At 60.2% G+C, this 18307-nt stretch carries 17 protein-coding genes and 1 tRNA gene; 5 read left to right on the top strand and 13 right to left on the bottom strand.

What is annotated here, in order from left to right:
- Positions 1–37: 37 nt before the first annotated feature.
- Positions 38–1939: a PHA/PHB synthase family protein gene (locus V3C85_RS18535; protein WP_331796996.1), complete on the top strand. Its 1902-nt coding sequence runs from the start codon at positions 38–40 to the stop codon at positions 1937–1939.
- Here V3C85_RS18535 and V3C85_RS18530 read toward each other — a convergent pair.
- The 8 genes from V3C85_RS18530 to V3C85_RS18495 all read right to left on the bottom strand — a co-directional run bounded on the left by V3C85_RS18530 (position 1870) and on the right by V3C85_RS18495 (position 9359).
- Positions 1870–2538, bottom strand: a complete 669-nt coding sequence (locus tag V3C85_RS18530) for a GntR family transcriptional regulator (RefSeq protein ID WP_331796995.1) — start codon at positions 2536–2538, stop codon at positions 1870–1872. The genes V3C85_RS18535 and V3C85_RS18530 overlap by 70 nt on opposite strands.
- A gap of 110 nt (positions 2539–2648) precedes the next feature.
- Positions 2649–3629: a 2-dehydropantoate 2-reductase gene (locus V3C85_RS18525; protein WP_331796994.1), complete on the bottom strand. Its 981-nt coding sequence runs from the start codon at positions 3627–3629 to the stop codon at positions 2649–2651.
- Positions 3630–3642: 13 nt separating this feature from the next.
- Positions 3643–5175 (bottom strand): acyl--CoA ligase, encoded by a 1533-nt coding sequence (locus tag V3C85_RS18520; RefSeq protein ID WP_331796993.1) that lies wholly within the window; start codon positions 5173–5175, stop codon positions 3643–3645.
- 52 nt (positions 5176–5227) lie between these two features.
- Positions 5228–5980 (bottom strand): ABC transporter permease, encoded by a 753-nt coding sequence (locus V3C85_RS18515; protein ID WP_331796992.1) that lies wholly within the window; start codon positions 5978–5980, stop codon positions 5228–5230.
- 6 nt (positions 5981–5986) lie between these two features.
- Positions 5987–6784, bottom strand: a complete 798-nt coding sequence (locus V3C85_RS18510; protein WP_331796991.1) for an ABC transporter ATP-binding protein — start codon at positions 6782–6784, stop codon at positions 5987–5989.
- Positions 6771–7532: an ABC transporter permease gene (locus V3C85_RS18505; RefSeq protein WP_331796990.1), complete on the bottom strand. Its 762-nt coding sequence runs from the start codon at positions 7530–7532 to the stop codon at positions 6771–6773. Before V3C85_RS18505 ends, V3C85_RS18510 begins: the two co-directional genes overlap by 14 nt.
- Positions 7533–7632: 100 nt before the next feature.
- Positions 7633–8595, bottom strand: a complete 963-nt coding sequence (locus V3C85_RS18500) for an ABC transporter substrate-binding protein (protein ID WP_331796988.1) — start codon at positions 8593–8595, stop codon at positions 7633–7635.
- A 77-nt stretch (positions 8596–8672) separates the two neighbouring features.
- On the bottom strand, positions 8673–9359 hold the full coding sequence (locus V3C85_RS18495) for a FadR/GntR family transcriptional regulator (protein WP_331796987.1): 687 nt from the start codon (positions 9357–9359) through the stop codon (positions 8673–8675).
- Positions 9360–9538: 179 nt separating this feature from the next.
- On the opposite strand from V3C85_RS18495, the gene V3C85_RS18490 reads away from it, so the two are divergent.
- Positions 9539–10222, top strand: coding sequence for a fumarylacetoacetate hydrolase family protein (locus V3C85_RS18490; protein WP_331796986.1), 684 nt, complete (start codon positions 9539–9541; stop codon positions 10220–10222).
- A gap of 91 nt (positions 10223–10313) precedes the next feature.
- Positions 10314–11108, top strand: coding sequence for a fumarylacetoacetate hydrolase family protein (locus tag V3C85_RS18485; RefSeq protein ID WP_331796985.1), 795 nt, complete (start codon positions 10314–10316; stop codon positions 11106–11108).
- An 89-nt stretch (positions 11109–11197) separates the two neighbouring features.
- Here V3C85_RS18485 and V3C85_RS18480 read toward each other — a convergent pair whose 3' ends face one another.
- The 3 genes from V3C85_RS18480 to V3C85_RS18470 form a co-directional block, all read right to left on the bottom strand.
- Positions 11198–14410: an efflux RND transporter permease subunit gene (locus V3C85_RS18480; protein ID WP_331796983.1), complete on the bottom strand. Its 3213-nt coding sequence runs from the start codon at positions 14408–14410 to the stop codon at positions 11198–11200.
- Entirely contained in the window at positions 14407–15360 is a 954-nt protein-coding gene (locus tag V3C85_RS18475; RefSeq protein WP_331796981.1) for an efflux RND transporter periplasmic adaptor subunit, read from the bottom strand. Before V3C85_RS18475 ends, V3C85_RS18480 begins: the two co-directional genes overlap by 4 nt.
- Before the next feature lie 93 nt (positions 15361–15453).
- Positions 15454–16437, bottom strand: a complete 984-nt coding sequence (locus V3C85_RS18470; RefSeq protein ID WP_331796979.1) for a magnesium transporter CorA family protein — start codon at positions 16435–16437, stop codon at positions 15454–15456.
- A gap of 134 nt (positions 16438–16571) precedes the next feature.
- Here V3C85_RS18470 and V3C85_RS18465 point away from each other — a divergent pair.
- Both V3C85_RS18465 and V3C85_RS18460 read left to right on the top strand, forming a co-directional pair.
- A tRNA-Cys gene (locus tag V3C85_RS18465) sits at positions 16572–16645 on the top strand.
- Positions 16646–16777: 132 nt separating this feature from the next.
- Positions 16778–16942, top strand: coding sequence for a hypothetical protein (locus tag V3C85_RS18460; RefSeq protein ID WP_331796977.1), 165 nt, complete (start codon positions 16778–16780; stop codon positions 16940–16942).
- A gap of 341 nt (positions 16943–17283) precedes the next feature.
- Here the strand turns inward: V3C85_RS18460 and V3C85_RS18455 are convergent, their stop codons facing one another.
- On the bottom strand, positions 17284–18183 hold the full coding sequence (locus tag V3C85_RS18455) for an HNH endonuclease (RefSeq protein ID WP_331796975.1): 900 nt from the start codon (positions 18181–18183) through the stop codon (positions 17284–17286).
- A 10-nt stretch (positions 18184–18193) separates the two neighbouring features.
- Complete coding sequence (locus tag V3C85_RS18450) at positions 18194–18295, bottom strand: helix-turn-helix domain-containing protein (RefSeq protein WP_331797243.1); 102 nt, start codon at positions 18293–18295, stop codon at positions 18194–18196.
- Between the last annotated feature and the right edge of the window lie 12 nt (positions 18296–18307).

Below are 18307 nucleotides of genomic sequence, written 5' to 3'. Positions count from 1 at the left end.
CCCGACGTCAGGGCCGTTCAATCAAGGGATCGATCCGATGTGCGCAGCCCAGACCAAAACCAAAGCCAAAGCCACGGCACTTGCCCCAATTCCCCCCCGGCCCAACCTGCCTGCCATTGCGCCGCAGCAAGACCGCCATCCCCATCAGAATCTTGACCGTGCCGCGCGGGCGGGGTTTGCGCGGCTGTCGGGCGGCGTTTCGCCCCATTCCTTTGTGGCGGCCTGGACAGACTGGGCGCTGCATCTCAGCCGCTCCCCTGGGCGGATGCTGGAACTTGCCGAGAGGGCGCAGGAAAACGCGGTCAAACTGGCGATGCTCTCAACTGCGGCACAGGCTGATCGTCAGGAACCCTTTACCCCAAAGTCCTATGATACGCGCTTTGGTCATCCAGGCTGGCAAAAGTTTCCTTTTCGACTGTGGCAGCAGGCCTTTCTGGCGACCCAGGATTGGTGGGATTATGCGACCGACCCTTTGCGCGGCTTGCGTCAGGAAGATGCCGACCGGACCCGCTTCATGTCGCGCCAGATGCTTGATCTTGTCTCGCCGTCCAACTTCCCCTTCGCCAATCCCGAGATCATCGAGGCGACCACAAAAACCCATGGCCGCAATCTGGCCGAGGGGACGGTGCATTTCTGGCATGACTGGTTGCAGACCGTGACACAGCGCCATGAGGCCCCGCCAAAGGGCTATGAGATCGGCAAGGATCTGGCCTGCACGCCGGGCGAGGTGGTGTTTCGCAATGAACTGTTTGAACTGATCCAATATACGCCCCAGACCGACAAGGTGCAGGCAGAGCCGATCCTGATCGTTCCGGCCTGGATCATGAAATACTATATCCTTGATCTGTCGCCCCAGAATTCGATGGTCAACTATCTGGTTGGGCAGGGTTTTACGGTCTTCATGATTTCATGGTGCAACCCAACGGCCGACCAGGCCAACCTGTCGCTAGAGGATTATCGAAAGCACGGGGTGATCGCGGCTTTGGATGAGATCGCCCAGATCGTTCCAGAGAAGAAAATCCACAGCGTGGGCTATTGTCTGGGCGGCACCATGTTGTCCATCACCGCAGCCACATTGGCCCGGGAAGGCGATGATCGTCTGGCCTCGATCACCTTGATGGCAGCGCAGGTCGATTTTGTCGAGGCCGGCGAGTTGCTGCTGTTCCTTGATGAAAGTCAGGTCGCCTTTATCGAAGATCTGATGTGGGATCAGGGGTATCTTGACCGCCCGCAAATGGCCCGTACCTTTGCGACGATCCGGTCCGAGGATCTGATCTACAGCCGCGCCGTGCGGCGCTATTTTCTGGGGAAAGAGGATCTGCCTTCGGACATCGGGGTGTGGAATGGCGACACGACGCGCATGCCGGCGCGGATGCATTCTGAATATCTGCGTGGTTTGTTCCTTGAAAACCGGCTGTCGGCAGGGCGTTTTGCGGTCGAGGGCCGCGTCATCGCCTTGCAGGATATCGCCGCGCCGATGTTCGTGGTGGGCACCGAGACAGATCATATCGCGCCTTGGCGATCGGTTTATAAGACCAAGCTGTTCACCGATTGCGATCTGACCTTCGTGCTGACCAAAGGCGGGCATAATGGCGGCATTGTCAGCGAACCGGGCCATCGCAACCGGCACTATCGTCTGTCCCATCGGCCCCCCGGTGCGCACTATATCGGACCCGACGCGTGGATCGGCCAGCAAGAGGTGCAGGAAGGCTCGTGGTGGCCGGCATGGACAGAGTGGTTGCGCAAGCAAAGCAGCGGCTCTGGCCCGTGCCCGCCGATGGGGGCTGCCCGCCCCGGATGCAAAGGGCGGTGCCCGGCGCCCGGAACGTATATCTTCCAAGGCTGGGCTGGACTGGGCTTTTGCGGCTGTCAGGCGAGGGGCGTCACGGCCTCGCGCTCGGCCAAGCTGCGGGCAAGAAATTCGCCCGTGGTGCGGTAATGGGCCACCAGCAGATCAACCGCGCGTGTGGTGTCACGGGCCAGCGCCGCTGCGGCAATCTGGGCATGTTCATCATTGATCTTGCGCTGTGGGGCCGCTGTCTGATGCGCAACATTCCGGTATCGCACCGCCAGATCGTAAAGCTGAGCACAAAACGACAGCAGATAGGGTGATGGGCAGGCGGCGATCAAGGCCGCGTGAAAGTCGCGGTGCGCGACTTCCCATGCTGGGGCGTTGCCAATGCGGTCAAGCGTGGCAAGCCGGTATTGCAACAGAACGATCCGCTCTTCCCATTCCAGCCCGCCGTGTTCGATGGCATCAGCCAAGGCCAGCCCTTCCACCCGACAGCGGGTGTCCAACAGCACGGCAAAATCATCGGCGCTGATTTCAGGCGCGCGAAAGCCGCGTTGCTCGTGGCGCACGACAAGGCGTTCTGATGACAGAATGCTCAGTGCCTCTCGCACCGGGCTGGCCCCGATCTCCAGCTTTTTGCAAAGGGCATCAATCTGGATCTTGCTGCCGGGCAGCAATTCACCGGACAGCACCATGTCGCGGATGCGGTGATGCGCCAAAGATGTCAGCGAGCGGTGAGATTCCATATCAGCCTCCTGATATGGATATTAAGGCAGGGGTAGGGAAACAGCAATCATTACCGATTTTATAGCAAAACATCGACAATCCTGTGGTCCCGCCGCAACGCGACGGGTGATCAGCCATACAAGCCCGCAACCCGCCCGCGCAGGGCCACAAGGGCTTGCACGGCATCCAAAGTTGGGGTCGCGGTCTGGGTCAGCTTGCCCAGTTCCTGAACCGAGGTCACCAGCGCGTCAATCTCCATCGGGCGATCGGCCAGCAAATCTTGCAGCATAGAGGTGCGATGCGCGCCCACGGCCGCGCCACCATCAATCCGGCGATCCACATCAATGGGAAAGGTGACACCCAACTTCTCGGCCACCTCTTGCGCCTCGACCATCATGCGGCGGGCCACAGCGCGGGTGCCGGGATCGGTGCACAGCACATCCAGCGTGGCATGGGTCAGGGCCGAGATCGGGTTGAACGACAGATTGCCCCACAGCTTGACCCAGATTTCATCGCGCAACCGGGGCCGCACCGGGGCCTTCAGGCCTGCGGCAGTCAGCGCCTGCGACAGGGCAACGGCGCGATCAGATTTGCTGCCATCGGGTTCGCCCAACGAAAAGCGGTTGCCCTCAATATGCCGGATCGTGCCGGGCTCGCTGACTTCGGCAGCCGGATAGACCACGCAGCCCAGAACCCGGTCAGGGCCAAACCCGTTCCATTGGGCATCGCCTGGGTCAACACTGGCCAGTCGCGTCCCTTCCAAGGCACCGCCATGCTTGTGGAAATACCACCACGGCACACCATTCACGCCGCTGACCACCGTGGTGTTCGGCCCGATCAAGGGCTGCATGGCCCCCACGACGGGTGGCACGGAATGGGCCTTGAGCGTGACGATCACATAATCCTGCGGCCCCAGATCGGCAGCCGCAGCACTGGCGCGCACCTGCACCGTTACGGGGGCGGCATTCTCTTCGATCAGCGTCAACCCGCGAGACTGGATCGCAGCCAGATGCGGGCCGCGCGCCACGATGCTGACCTCTGCCCCGGCCTTTGCCAGTTTTGCGGCCATATAACCGCCAATGGCGCCTGCGCCAAAAATGCAGATCTTCATTCTGTCGCTCCTGTCAGGCGGGGGTGCCAAGGCCCAGCTTTTCGGCCAGACCGATGCGCTGCAACTTGCCGGTTGCGCCCTTGGGAATCTCGTCAAGGATGATCACCCGGCGCGGCACTTTGAAATCCGCCATTTGGCTTGCGCAGAAATCGCGGATCTCTCGCTCGGTCGCGGTCTGGCCTTCGCGCAGCACGACGGCGGCGGCCACCTCTTCGCCCAATTTGGGATGGGGCATGGCAAAGGCCACCACTTGTTGCACCGCCGGATGGTCCAGCAAGACGCCATCCACCTCCAGCGGGCTGATCTTTTCGCCGCCCCGGTTGATGATCTCCTTCAGCCGACCCGTCAGATGCAGATAGCCCTCGTCATCCAAGGCCCCCTGATCACCCGTGCGGAACCAGCGCAAGCCATCGGCCTGAAAAAAGTTCTTCTCATTGGCCTCGGGGTTGCTTTCATAGCCCGGCGTCACATTCGGCCCCGAAATCACCACTTCGCCGGTGCCGTCGATCAGTCTGTTCTCCACCTCATGCGCGATGCGCAGCTTGGGCCCTGCCGCAATGCCGACCGAGCCAGGCTTTTGCGCGCGCGGGGGCAGGGGGTTGCTGGCCATCTGATGGGTGGCCTCGGTCATGCCATAGGCCTCAATCACCGGAGCGTTGAAGGTGCGGGCCAGCTCGCGCATCACCTGTGCGGGCAGCGAGGCCGAGGATGAGCGCAGGAACCGCAGCGGATGGGCGGCGATCACATCGCCGTTGCGTGCCGCGCGTGACAAAATGGCCTGATGCATCGTCGGCACCGCTGTGTACCATGTCGGGCAGGCCTCACGTATCCAGCCAAAGAATTTCAACGCATCAAAGCCTGGCGCACAAAAGACCGACGCGCCCGCTGCCAGCGAGGACGTCACAGCCGCAATCAGGCCATGGATGTGAAACAGCGGCATCACATTCAGGCAGCGATCCGCTGGGGTCAGCGCCAGCGAAGCGGCGATATTCCCGGCCGAGGCAACAAGGTTCGATTGCAGCAGCGGCACGATCTTTGGGCGCGATGTCGTGCCCGAGGTGTGCAGGATCAGCGCCACAGCCTCGGGGCCGGGCAGATCAGCGGGGGCAGGGGTGCTGGCGGGCTGGCCGATCAGGCGAAAACTGCCGGCGGGTTGGTCGGGCTGGCTTTCAAGCCGCAAGATTGCCATGCCAAGGGCTTGGGCCGCCTCGACCGCGGGGCCGTCATGGCCGCTGGCAACGACCAGCGCCTTTGCCTTCAGGTCTTCAAGATAGAACTGGTATTCCGCCAGTTGATAGGCGGGGTTCAGCGGGGCCGTGGTGGCCGCCTGTGCAATTGTCACAAAGGCGGCCGCCATTTCCGGGCCATTCGGCAGCACGATCGCCACCCGGTCAGAGGCGCTGATGCCAAAGCTGCGCAGATCGGCGGCCACTTGCGCCGACAAGGCGCGCAACAAGCCGAAACTCAACCACTCGCGCCCCGGCGCGCCAATGGCAGCGGCCTGAGCATCTTGGGTGTCTAACAGCGCAGCAAGCGTTGCAGTCATCATAAGCCTCTTTATCCGTGGGGGAGGGAAGGCACGGCCGCAGATGCGGCCGTTACCGGGCAGATGCGTAATAGGCGACTTTGCGCTCAAGATAGGCCAGGAATTCGGACAGCGCGAAGGCAAGTCCAAACAGCACGATCAGAACCGCCCAGAATTCGGCCATCATGAACTTGCTGGAATACAGCTCGAACAGCGCCCCAAACCCGACGATCGAGATCAGCAGTTGGCCGATGATCACGCCCTTGACCGCACGAATGATGCCAATCCGCACCCCGCCGAGGATCTCGGGCAATGCCGCCCAGAAGTAGATCTTGAAGAAGGCATCCATCGGCGACGCGCCGAAGCTGTGCGCCATTTCCACCAAAGAGCGGTTGATCTGCTTCACCCCGGTGCGCGCGTTCAGGATGATGATCCAGATCGCAAACAGACTGGTGGTAATGATCACGGTTCGGGTGCCAAAGCCGAACAGAACCATCAGCACCGGAACCAGGGCCGTCAACGGGGCCGAGATGAAGATGTTGACCCAAGGCAACAGCAATTCGTCAATGATCCGGCTTTTGCCCATCAGAATGCCGACGGGAATGCCGATCACCAAGGCGAAGAACACACCGACCGAAAAGGCCCAGGCGGTGGTTTGCAGGGCATTCAGAAAGCCTGCCGTTGGCACCATGCCGAACAATGTTGCAATCACTTCGGAAAAGGGCGGGATGAAGAAGGTCAGATCCACTTGGCCCACGATTTCCCAAAGCAGCGCCCAAAGAAGCAGCGACGAAAGCGCGGGCAGCTTGTATCCGAAAACGGTCATGCCCGATCACTCCACATAGCTGCGCAGCGAAGCCCAGATGCCATCGACGATGTCGAGGTATTCAGGATCGCGGCGAATGTTGTCCACGCCCTTGTTGCGGAAGCTGGAGGGCCGGATGATCTCATGCACGCGGCTTGGGCGCGGCAGCAGGATGGCGATCTGGTCTGACACATAGACCGCTTCTTCGATCGAGTGGGTCACGAAGATGAAGGTCTTTTTTTCGTTCTGCACCAGTTGCAGCAGATCTTCCTGGAACTTGCGACGGGTTTGTTCGTCAACGGCCGAGAACGGCTCGTCCAGCAGCAGCACTTCGGCATTTACCGACAGCGCCCGCGCAAGGCCGACACGCTGCCGCATCCCCCCCGACAACTGATGCGGGTATTTCTGCTCGAACCCTGCAAGGCCAACTTCGCGGATGTACTTTTCGGCAATCGCTTCGCGCTCTGACTTGGCCACGCCGCGCAATTCCAGACCAAAGGACACATTGCGGATCACGGTGGCCCAAGGCAACAGGGCGAAGTCCTGAAAGACGAACGACCGATCCGGCCCTGACTTGGTAACCTTTTCTCCGTTCACCAAAATCTCGCCCGAGGTGGCGGGCAACAGACCGGCGATGATCTTCAGCAAGGTGGTCTTGCCGCAGCCCGAGGGGCCGAGCAGCGATGTCAGCTCTCCGCGAGGGAAATCCAGCGTCAGATCCTTGAGGGCTTGAACATCGCCATAGGTTTTTGAGACATTGCGGACAGACACGGCAATGTCGGCGGCGGGCACGGCATGCCGCGTGTCGGGCTTAATCTGTGACATATCCACGGTTGTTCCCTTTGAACAGAATGTTTTCCAGCGTTCCCAGCAGGTTCAGGAAAAGAACCGCCAGAAGGATGATTGAGAAGATGGCCGCATACATGCTGGGGTAATCAGCGATGGAACGGCTGAAGGTGATGATGTCGCCCACACCGGTCGGCGTGATCTTCAGTTCCGACAGGACTGCCCCGATAAAGCCAGCCGAGACGCCAAGGCGCAGGCCCGCAAAAATCATCGGCGATGCAGCAGGAAGAATGATCTTCCACAAGATCTCATGGTCCTTGGCCAGATAGGACGAGGCCATTTCCTTAAGCGATCCTGGTGTGTTGCGCACAGCAGCGGCGGTGTTCAGCACGATCACCGGCATGGCCATGATACAGACCACAAAGACCTTAGAGGTCAGCCCGATGCCATAGACCATGACAAGAATGGGGATCAGCGCAGCCAGCGGGGCCGCTTGCATCACGACGAAAATCGGTGAGAACAGCCATTCAAACCGCGTGGAAAGCCCAATCCACAACCCTGTGGCGATGCCAACGACAGCCGAGATGGCGATGCCTATGGCCAAGGGGCTGAGTGTCTGGGCATAGGCCACAAACAACGAGCCATCAAAGGTCATCCGGGCCAAGGCGGCCATGGATTCCAGAAAGGTCGGGAAGGCATAAGAAATCGGGACACGGCCCGCAATCTCCCACGCGCCAAAGACAAGCGCAGCCGAGAGAAGTTTGAGTGTCAGAGAACGGTCGATCATCAGAGAACCTCTGCGACGGATGGCCAGAAAAGTCTGGGTTGCAGAAAAGAAGGCCGCCAGATGCAATCGGCTCGGGCGGCCTTCCGCGGTTCAGGTCCGGTTATTTCATTGCCGCATCAAGAGGGGCGAAATACCAGAAATCCTCGGGGTTCAGCGTTGTGATATCGCCTTCAAGCTGACCCGCGCCGGAATACCATTCCAGGTCTGCCATGGCCGCCTCGCGCCCACCGCCATTGGGGTCGTAAAGACCGCCAGCAACGGCTTCGGCGTAAAAGCCGTCCAACTCGGCCAGAACCTCGGCCGGCAGCGTGCCGATCGGTCCGTTCGGGTCGGTCTCGCGGCTGACGATCGTCGGGTCCTTGGCCACGTCGTTCCACACCGAATGCAGCGACTTGACCAGAATGTTGACGGTTTCTTCGTTTGCCTTCATCCAGTCCAGATTGGCGAACAGCGCCTCGTCGCTGGCCTTGACTTCAAACATCGGCAGCGAGTTGAAGCGATCTCCCGCCTCGGCAATGATCTTGTTGCGGTTCGACAAATCAAGAATGGTCGCCTTGGCCTGACCCGCCAGCATCGCCACAACGCGGTTGCTGGAGCCCGGAACATAAGACCGTTCGCTGAATTTGATGCCTTCGCGCTCCTCGATCACGTTGGCGATGGAATCGGTGCCGCCGCCGCGCGAGTGCAGCATGATCGGCTGACCATCCAGGTCTTTCAAGGTGTTGAACTCTTTGGTGGTGACTGGAAAGAACACCAGCTTGGACAACTGAAAGATGATCCGGACAGGGGCCTTTGACCGCTGCATCACGGCATAGGGCGTGCCAAAGGCAATATCCATGTCGCCGCTCAGCACGGCTTGGATCGCCAGCTCTTCTTCTGCAAAGGCCGTCCATTCATAGTCCACGCCCTGTGCCTTGGCCCGGTCCAGCGCCACAAAGAACGCGGCCAGTTCGTCAGATGGCGGTTCGGCAAGCGCAATCCGAATGGTCTCGGCATTGGCCGTTGACATCATCAAGGTCGCGGCAACGGCCACCCCTGCAAGTTTTCCAATCAAGCTCTTCATGATTCTCCTCCCTGAGAATTCAGTTCACTTCTGCCCGACGGCGCTTGGGTCAACGGCACGGTCGGGGTAGGCTGGTCTTACACCTCTCCAAACAGGCGTTTCGCCACCGACCCAAGATGGCGGCGCATCGCGTCATAAGCTTCGGTCGGATCCCGCAGCGAGATGGCTGCAAAGATGGCATCATGCTCGACAAAGCTGGAATGGTTGGGCGAGGGGTGCGCGCTGTCCCGCGATACATTTCCCCAAGCAACGGCACGGCGCACTTCGTTCAACTGGTTGAACAGGGCGAGCAACAAAAGATTGTCGCTGGCTTCGGCGACGGCACGGTGAAACAGGTCGTCCTGAATCTCGTATTCGTTCCAAGTGGTGGCGGCTTTGGCCCGCTCAATCGCCCGCGCCATCCGCGTCAGTGTCTCGCCCGAGGCATTGACGGCCGCTTCGCGGGCGATGGCCGGTTCTATCGCAAGGCGGGCGCGCATCATGCGAAACGGCGTGATCTGACGGCCCAGCTCGATGGTGGCATTGCTGGGGGCGCGGGACGTGGCATCGTCTGACACAAACGTGCCCTTGCCAACATGGCGCCAGATCAGGCCATCGCGCTCCAGCGCATCCAGCGCTTTGCGCAAGTTCGTGCGCGACAGGTTCAACTCTTCCGTCAACTGTCGCTCGGGAGGCAGCTTGGCGCCGCTGGGAAAATTCCCCTCGGCAATGTAGGCGCGGACCCTCGCTTCCGGATCCATCAGCTCGCCCATTCGACCATCCATGATCATTCCTTGCATTGGTTGACCAATTTTTCCCATAACGCAGCCTAGACCGCATTAATGGTTCGATCAATACCATATTTATCGTTTCCCGGCGCTATTTTTTGCATTGATCTGGATTGATTTTGATTTCTTGGTCGGCTAACTGTGGGGTCGAGTTCACCCCCTCAAGAGGTAAAAGCATGACAAATCTCGTGATTCCTGCGCCGCAGGTGCCCACCATTCCAACCAGCGATGGTGGCGCATTCCCCGTTCGGCGCGTTTATTGCATTGGTCGCAATTACGCGGCCCATGCCATCGAGATGGGGCATGACCCGGATCGTGAACCGCCGTTCTTCTTCCAGAAGAATCCCAACAATATGGACGCTTCGGGCGAATTCCCCTATCCGCCGCACACCTCGGATGTGCATCACGAGGTTGAGTTGGTCGTTGCCCTGAAATCGGGTGGCACGAACATCCCGTTGGACAAGGCGCTGGACCACGTCTGGGGCTATGCCGTGTCTTTGGACATGACGCGCCGTGATTTGCAGGGCGAGGCAAAAAAGATGGGCCGCCCGTGGGAAATCGGCAAGGCCTTTGAACAGTCTGGTCCCGTGGGGCCGCTGCTCCCGGTGTCAAAAGTCGGCCACCCTGATCACGGGCGGATTGAACTGAAGGTCAACGGCGAAGTGCGTCAGGAAGGCGACCTGAACCAGATGATCTGGAAGGTGCCGGAAATGATTTCCTATCTCTCGGAATATTTCGAACTGGCCCCCGGCGACATCATCATGTCGGGCACACCCTCGGGCGTGAATGCGGTCGTCAAGGGCGACCTGATGGAAGCGACGATCGAAGGCCTTGGCGGGCTGACGGTCAAGGTGGTCTGACCCCACTGTCACAGCGCAGAACATGCCGGGGCGGGGCTCAAGCCCCCTTGCCCCGGCACTTTTTCATCAAGGCGGCCAAAGGGGACTGAAGATGATCTGGGGGCGTATCGCAACGGCTGATGGGCGTATACTGGCGGGCGAAATTCGCGAGTCGACATTGATTCCACATCCGTCAGTGGGACGTGCGCCGCTGCCCGTGCCCCCGGAACCGATGGCAGGTGCAACCCTTTTGGCCCCCACCGTTCCGGGCAAGTTCATTGGCTTGTGGAACAATTATCAGGCGTCAGCCGAAAAGAACGGCTGGGCCCGGCCCGAACATCCGCTGTATTTCCTCAAGCCCGGCTCTTCCGTGGTGGGGCAGGGCGCGCAAGTGTCCGTGCCTCGACAGGCCGGTCGCGTGATCTTTGAAGGCGAGTTGGGCGTGGTGATCGGTCAGACCTGCCGCAATGCCAGCCCCGAGGCCGCCGAGGCTGCGATCTTCGGCTATACCTGCATCAATGACCTGACCTCGCTTGATGTGCTGAACGCCGACCCGGCTTTTGCCCAGTGGACGCGGGCCAAGGGCTTTGACGGTTTTGGCGTGATCGGGCCGGTGGTCGCGACGCAGGTGAACTGGCGTGATCTGACAATCCGTACCTTGGTCAACGGGCGAGAGCGGCAATCCTACCCCGCCTCTGACATGATCTTTTCCCCGGCGCAGGTTGTCAGCCATCTGTCGCACGACATGACGCTTGAGCCTGGCGATGTGATCGCACTTGGCACATCTCTGGGGGTGCGCCCGGTAAAGCCGGGCGACGTGGTGGCAGTCAGTATCGACGGCATCGGGTCGGTCGAAATCACGTTGGTCGCGCCCCCCCAGGCCGAGGGCGCTGACATCGGGTCGTAATGGGGCGCAAACCTTAACAACCCGTAAAAACGCGGGGCCAAGGCATTGAAATCCTTGGCCCCGTTTGCTGTCTCTGGCAGGGACAGGCGTCAGGTCTTGAACACCCGATAGATCGCCGGAATCACCAGCACCGTCAGCAGGGTCGAGGTGAACAACCCGAACAGCAGGCTGATCGCCAGCCCCTGAAAGATCGGGTCCGTCAGGATCGTCACCGCCCCGATCATCGCCGCAATCGCGGTCAGCAAGATCGGCTTGAACCGGATCGCCCCCGCCTCGATCAGGATCTCGACCTGTGATTTCGCAGGGTCGGCATGGCGGATGAAATCGACCAGCAGGATCGAGTTCCGCACGATGATCCCCGCCAGCGCAATGAACCCGATCATCGAGGTCGCCGAAAACGGCGCCGCGAACAACCAGTGCCCCAGCATGATCCCAAGGAAGGTCAGCGGCACCGGCGTCAGGATCACCAGCGGCAGGCGGAACGATCCGAACTGCGCGACGACCAGAATATAGATCCCCAGCAGTGCCACCCCAAAGGCCGCCCCCATATCGCGGAAGGTCACGAAAGTCACCTCCCACTCGCCGTCCCACAGCAGCGTGACCTTGCTTTCATCCTTGGGCTGGCCGTGCAGGCTGATCTCGGGCTTCAACCCCTCGGGCCAGTCCATCGCCTCGATCGCATCCGCCACCGCAAGCATGCCATAAAGCGGCGCCTCATAATCGCCTGCCAGTTCGGCCGTCACCATCTCGGCCGCGCGGCCATTGTGGCGAAAGATCGGAAAGCTGGTCTGTTCCTCGGTCACCCGGATCACATCGCCCAGTTCCACCACCCCCCGCGCCCCGGGGATCACATCGGCCGGGATCGGGGTGGACAGGAACCTCTCATCCATCACCCGGTCGCCCTTGTCGCGCGAAATCTCCAGCGGGATCGGATGCCGGCCCTCGCCGCGATGCGAATAGCCAACCGTCTGCCCACCGTTCAGGATCGCGATCGTGTCGAACACATCCTGTTCCTGCACCTGAAAGAAATCCAGATCGGTGGTGTCGATCACCGCCCGCAAGCGCCGCGCTTCGGTGCCAAAGCTGTCGTCCACATCAACGATATAGGGCACCGATTGAAACGCCTGACGGATCAGCCGGGCGGCTTCGCGGCGGGTTTCAGGGTCGGGGCCATAGACCTCGGCCAGCAGGGTGGCGATCACCGGCGGGCCGGGCGGTGGCTCGACCACCTTGATGCTGGTGCCCTCGGGGGCGTTCACCGCCTGCAAGCGCTGGCGCAGATCCAGCGCGATGTCATGGCTGGCCCGGTCGCGCGCCTCCTTGGGCGACAGGTTCAGCGCCACTTCGCCCAGGTTCGGCTCTTGCCGCAGGAAATAGTGCCGCACCAGGCCGTTGAAGTTGAACGGTGCCGCCGTGCCCGCATGGGTTTGCAGGGCCAGCACCTCGGGCAGATCCATCGCAATGCGCGCGACATCCTGCACCACCCGGTCCGTCGCCTCGACCGAGGCGCCTTCGGGCAGATCGACCATCACGCTCAGCTCGGACTTGTTGTCAAAGGGCAAAAGCTTGACGGTCACGTCCTTGGTATAAAGCGCGGCCAGCGAGCCAAACGACAGCAAGATGGTGACGATCAGAAACAGGCCCGACGTGGCCTTGTTGCGCAAGACCGGGCGGGCAACGGCAGCATAGGCAGCCCCCAGACGCCCCCCCGGCACCCCATCAGGCCCGGCATCGTGGCTGTGATCGGCCAGTTCCGCCTTGCCCGAAACCTTGACCATCAGCCAAGGCGTGATGATCACCGCCACGAAGAACGAAAAGATCATCGCAGCCGAGGCATTGGACGGGATCGGCGACATATAGGGCCCCATCATGCCCGACACGAACAGCATCGGCAGCAGCGCGGCCACCACCGTCAGCGTAGCGACGATGGTCGGATTCCCGACCTCGGCCACGGCATCGACGGCTGCTTTGGCGCGCTCGCGGCCATCTTTCATCGACCAGTGACGGGCGATGTTTTCGATCACCACGATCGCATCATCCACCAGAATCCCGATGGAAAAGATCAGGGCGAACAGTGACACGCGGTTCAGTGTGTATCCCATGATCCATGCCGCAAACAGCGTCAGCAGAATGGTTACCGGAATGACAATGGCCACCACCACCGACTCGCGCCAGCCGATGGCCAGAAACACCAGCCCGATGATCGACACCGTCGCAAGGCCCAGATGGAACAGCAGTTCATTGGCCTTTTCATTGGCGGTCTCGCCATAGTCGCGCGTCACGGTCAGCTCGATCCCCTCGGGGATCAGGCTGCCCTCCAGCGCCTCGACCGCGTGCAGGGCCTCTTCGGCCACGGTCACGGCATTGGCGCCTGCGCGCTTGGCAACGGCCAGCGTGACCGCCGGGGTACGGCGCAAGGTGCCATCTTCACCGCGCGTGACTTGCGACACGATATGATCTGACGTGTCGGGCACAAAGCTGACATCGGCCACATCCGAAACATAGACCGGGCGGCCATCGCGGGTGGTCAGCAGCAAGCCCGCAACTTCCGAGGGGGCGGTCAGCGTTTCCCCCGCGACCAACGCAATCTGTTCACCCTGATCGCGCAACAGGCCAGTGTTCAGGCTGCGGTTGGCCTGCGCCACCTTGCCTGCCAGTTGTTGCAGTGTAACCCCATACAGCGCCAGCCGCTCGGGATCGGGCGCGATGCGGATCACCTCTTGCGCCTCGCCCACAAGATAGGTCAGGCCAACCTCATCCACCTTGGCGACTTCGGCCTGCAACTCGCGGATAATGCGGGTCAAATCATTGGCTGTCGCCTCGGCCCCTGCGGCCGGGGCAAGGGTCAGCGTCAGGATCGCAACATCATCAATCCCGCGCCCGATGACCAGCGGTTCGGGAATACCCAAGGGGATGCGATCCATATTGGCGCGGATCTTGTCATGCACACGCAGCACCGCATCTTCCGACCGGGTGCCCACCAGAAACCGCGCCGTGACCATGGCGCTGTCATCTCGGGTTTGCGAATAGACATGCTCGACCCCGTTGATACCTTTCACAAGAACTTCAAGGGGTTCGCTGACCAGCTTGACACCGTCTTCGGCCCTGAGACCGGGGGCCGAGATGTGGATATCGACAAGGGGAACCGAGATCTGCGGTTCTTCTTCGCGCGGCAGGCTGATCAGGGCCACCATCCCGGCGGCCACGGCGGCCAGAATGAACAGGGGCGTCAGGGCGCTTTTGATAAAGGCCGCCGTCAGCCCCCCGGCAATACCAAGGCCGGTCTTGTGCTGGGTGGTCATTCGCCGGCCTCCACCAGATCGTCGCCTGCTTGCAGGCCTGAGACGATTTCAACCAGAGTCTGGCCGTTGATCACATGCCGTTCACCCGGCACAACGGCGCGCGGGCCCGTGGCCGTTTCCACGAAATCAAGGCCATGGGCGGTGTGCACCAAGGCCTCGGGCACCAGCAGGGCCTGGCGCTGCCCCACCGGCAGGCGCACCAGCACCCGCGCATCGACAAAGCGCGACGACAGGCCCGCCACTTCGACATCGGCCACCACCCGGCCATTCTCGATCAGCGGATAGATGCGGGCCAAGGTGCCTTGCGATTGGCCATCGGGGCTGTCGATTTCGATGCTGTCGCCTTCTTTCAGCGCTGTCGCATGGCGTTCGGGCACGGCAAGGCGCAAGAACGTGCCGCCGCCGCCCAGAACCGCCACGGCCTCGCCTGGCATGACCACCGCGCCCACAGACAGCGGCACATCAAGGACAAGGCCAGCCGAGGGGGCCAGCACCGCCCCTTCGGCGGCCTGCTGTTCCAGCACCAGTCGTTGGGCCGCCACAGCCGCAATCTGGCCTTGCAAGACATCAACCTGCGTGCGCAGGGCATCCAGCCGCTGCACCGTGGTGACCCCGCGCGCCAAAAGGTCTTCGCCGCGCGTCAGTTCGGTGCGGGCATTGGTCAGTTGCGCCTCTAGTGTTGCGGTCTGGGCATCGACGGCCTGCATTTGCAGGCCCAGCTTTTCATCGACGATCCGGCCAAGCACCTGCCCCGCCGTTACCGTCTCGCCCTCGGTCACGGCCAGTTCGACCAGCGTGCCCCCCAGACGCGCCCGCGCCGGCAAGCGGTCACGCGCCTCGATCCGGCCATAGACCGATTTCCATTCGGTGACTGTCACCGGCACCAATGGCTCGGCCAATGCCGCCAGGGGAAGAACCAACAGCAGGGCGGTCATCACTGGCATACGCATGGGGCATCCTTTCACGACTCGGGATATTTCATTGGCTGATGTATTCACTTTTTTGAATGTTTTGTCCAGACCAAATGGCGCGCGTGAAAGGGACTAGAGCCAGCCCTTTCGGCGAAAGAACAGATACGGCACAAGGGCCGAGGTCAGGATCAGCCCCAAGGCTGCCGGATAGCCCCAAGGCCAGGACAATTCGGGCATGCTGGCAAAGTTCATCCCATAGACTGACGCCACCAGCGTCGGCGGCAGAAAGACGACCGAGACCACCGAGAAAATCTGCATCACCGTGTTCTGCTCGATCGAGATCATCCCCAAGGTGGCGTCCAGCAGGAAGTTCACCTTTTGCGCCACAAAGCCCGCATGATCGGCCAAAGACCGGATGTCCGAGGACAAATCATGCAGTCGGTCCAACTGGTCTTCGGGCAGATGGCTGGCATGGTTTTCGTTGCGCAGCCTTTGGCCAAAGAACACCGCCAGCCTGTCCAGGGTGCCAAGGGAATCGCGGATGGTGGAAATCAACCCGCCTTTGCGGCCGATGTCTTCCAGCATGATCTGCCACCGAGGCCCACGGCGGTTGCGCCCACTGTCGCGGGCAAAGATGCGGCGTGACAGGGATTCGATGCTTTGCCCGGCATGTTCCAGCACATCGCCCAAACGATCGACCATCACTTCCAGCAGCCCCAGCATCACCTCTTCGCCCGTGGCGCAGGGCATATGGCCTTTGCTGGCCCTGTGCACGAACAGGCCAAAGGCCTTTGGATCGTGATAGCGGATCGTCACCAGCCGGGCCCCGACCAGCACAAAGGTCACGGGCTCCATCTCGGGGGCGTCGCTGTCGCTGTGCGCGGGGATCATCGCTGTCATGAATTGCGCGCCGTCCGCCGTGTAAAGCCGGGACGATTGCTCAATCTCGCGCATTTCCTTGCGGCTGGGCAGATCGACGCCCAGGGCCAGCTCGACCGCTGCCTCTTCATCGTCACTGGGCGACAACAGGTCGATCCAGATCACGGATTCGGTGGGGGCCAGCCCGGCCTCGCGCAGCTGCAAGCGCCCGTCGGTGGCCCCATATGCCTTGATCATCGTCCTTGCCCCCAAGCTGCTCAGGCCCGTGGCGGCAAGGCTAGCAGCCTTGACCCTTGGCGAACAGACCCGCCAGAAAAGCGGGAAAGGGTCTTGCAAGCCGCGCGCCTGATGCTATACCGCACCCACTCTGCGGCGGGTTGGCGGAGAGGTTACGCAGCGGATTGCAAATCCGTGAAGACCGGTTCGATTCCGGTACCCGCCTCCACTAACGCACTGAAAAAACTGCGTTATTTTCGAACTTGCCCGCAAAAACGCCGTTGCACACTCATAGCACAGTTTGCCTGCCGCGGCAGTGATGTTACCTTGATTCCAGAGACTTAGCAGTCAGACGGGATCAATGACGGAAACGCAGACCGAACGCATCAACGACAGACTCACGATCTACCTGCGTCCGCGCAGCACGCGCTGGCAGGCACGCATCCGTTTGCCGAACGGCGAGTGGCACCGGTTCTCGACCGGCAAAACTGATCTGTCCGAAGCGAAGGAAGAGGCGCTCAAGTAGTATTACACTGCTGACTTCAAACAGAAAAACAAACTGCCGTCCAACTGAGTGCTATGTCGAGGCAACATCTACTGGTTGGCAGAGAACGCAGGCACCTCGGTGGAGCAGTTGGAACGGTTCTATCTCAAGCGGATGGAACCCACGGGCGAGCGGGTCAGGAATATTCAGTCGTTTGGGGATGGGTGAGACGGTTACAAATTCGATCAGTCAAGCACGATGCGCGCCATCGTGTCCTCTAAGACAAGAGGTCTGTCAGACGATGGAATGCTGCGGAAATTTGGAAATTGACCGCGTCAGAACACCGACCATGGACATCTTTGAAAAGGGAAAGTGCATCACTACTACTTCCTCAATGAGTTGTCCAAGATCGCCTCAAGTCCGAAAGGAAGATCGAAAGGTATCAACTTGTATTGCCCCAGAAAGGAATCCGGCGCCTTACATGCTTCAGAAAACTTTTCAATACTTGCATTTAACCATGGGCACACCACAAGAAACTCACCAAACCCGACGAAGCACACCCCAGACACCTCACTAACAAGTATGTTATTCTTATATCCCGGAAATGGTTTTAGTTTCACGACCTCAAAATTCTCTTCATCAAGAAATGCGTTAGACACAAATCTGCCAACCGCGCTCAGGGCAAAAGTGTAACCAAACTTTGCAAACAAACAAAGAAATGCACTCTTGAGAAAACCCAAGTCTGCGCACTTTTCATCGTAGGCAGGCAGCCCCAAAGATCCGTGAAATCGACCTCCAGACAGACTAATACCCTCAAGACTGTTTCTTGCTTCAGATAAGTTTTCAGGATGATTATGCCTTTTGCCAGCACTCAAATTTATTCCAGAACCCAACTTGCCAGAGATCCGGATATTTGTTTTGACTTCAGGGTCTTGAGGCAAGGTAAGTGTCCCCGGGAACGGTTTGGGGTCCGGTCTGTTTGGGTCGACAAACCGAAAGAACTGCTCGCGAGCAGCAACTTGACTATCTAACCTTGATCCAAGATCATTATTGCATTTTTTGCATGTGAGTGCGACAACTTTGCCGCCAATGCTTTCTGGGGGCGCATGTTCCAGTGTCAAACAATAAGCATCTTGCGCACCCTTGAAGATGGCGCGCTCATCGAAATCACTACAGCAAATTGGACACCTGTAGAAATCACCGGCAATTCCGTATCCCCGAAGAGCGTTTACGCCAGAGGCAAACAACTCTCTGTGCTTGAATGATTTATCATCTGGTTTCATCCAGTGTCCTCTAAACGATGGCGGTGGCGTCATCTATTGCACGATACACCGTCATCCGCGACACGCTTAGTGCCGTCGCTATCTCGCTGACCCGCTTACCCTGCCGCTTCAGGTCGATGATCTT

The organism is Pseudotabrizicola sp. L79, assembly GCF_036553525.1.
GTDB lineage: Bacteria > Pseudomonadota > Alphaproteobacteria > Rhodobacterales > Rhodobacteraceae > Pseudotabrizicola.
Note: the sequence above shows the minus strand (reverse complement) of the source record. Positions and strands in the feature narration are given on the sequence as shown.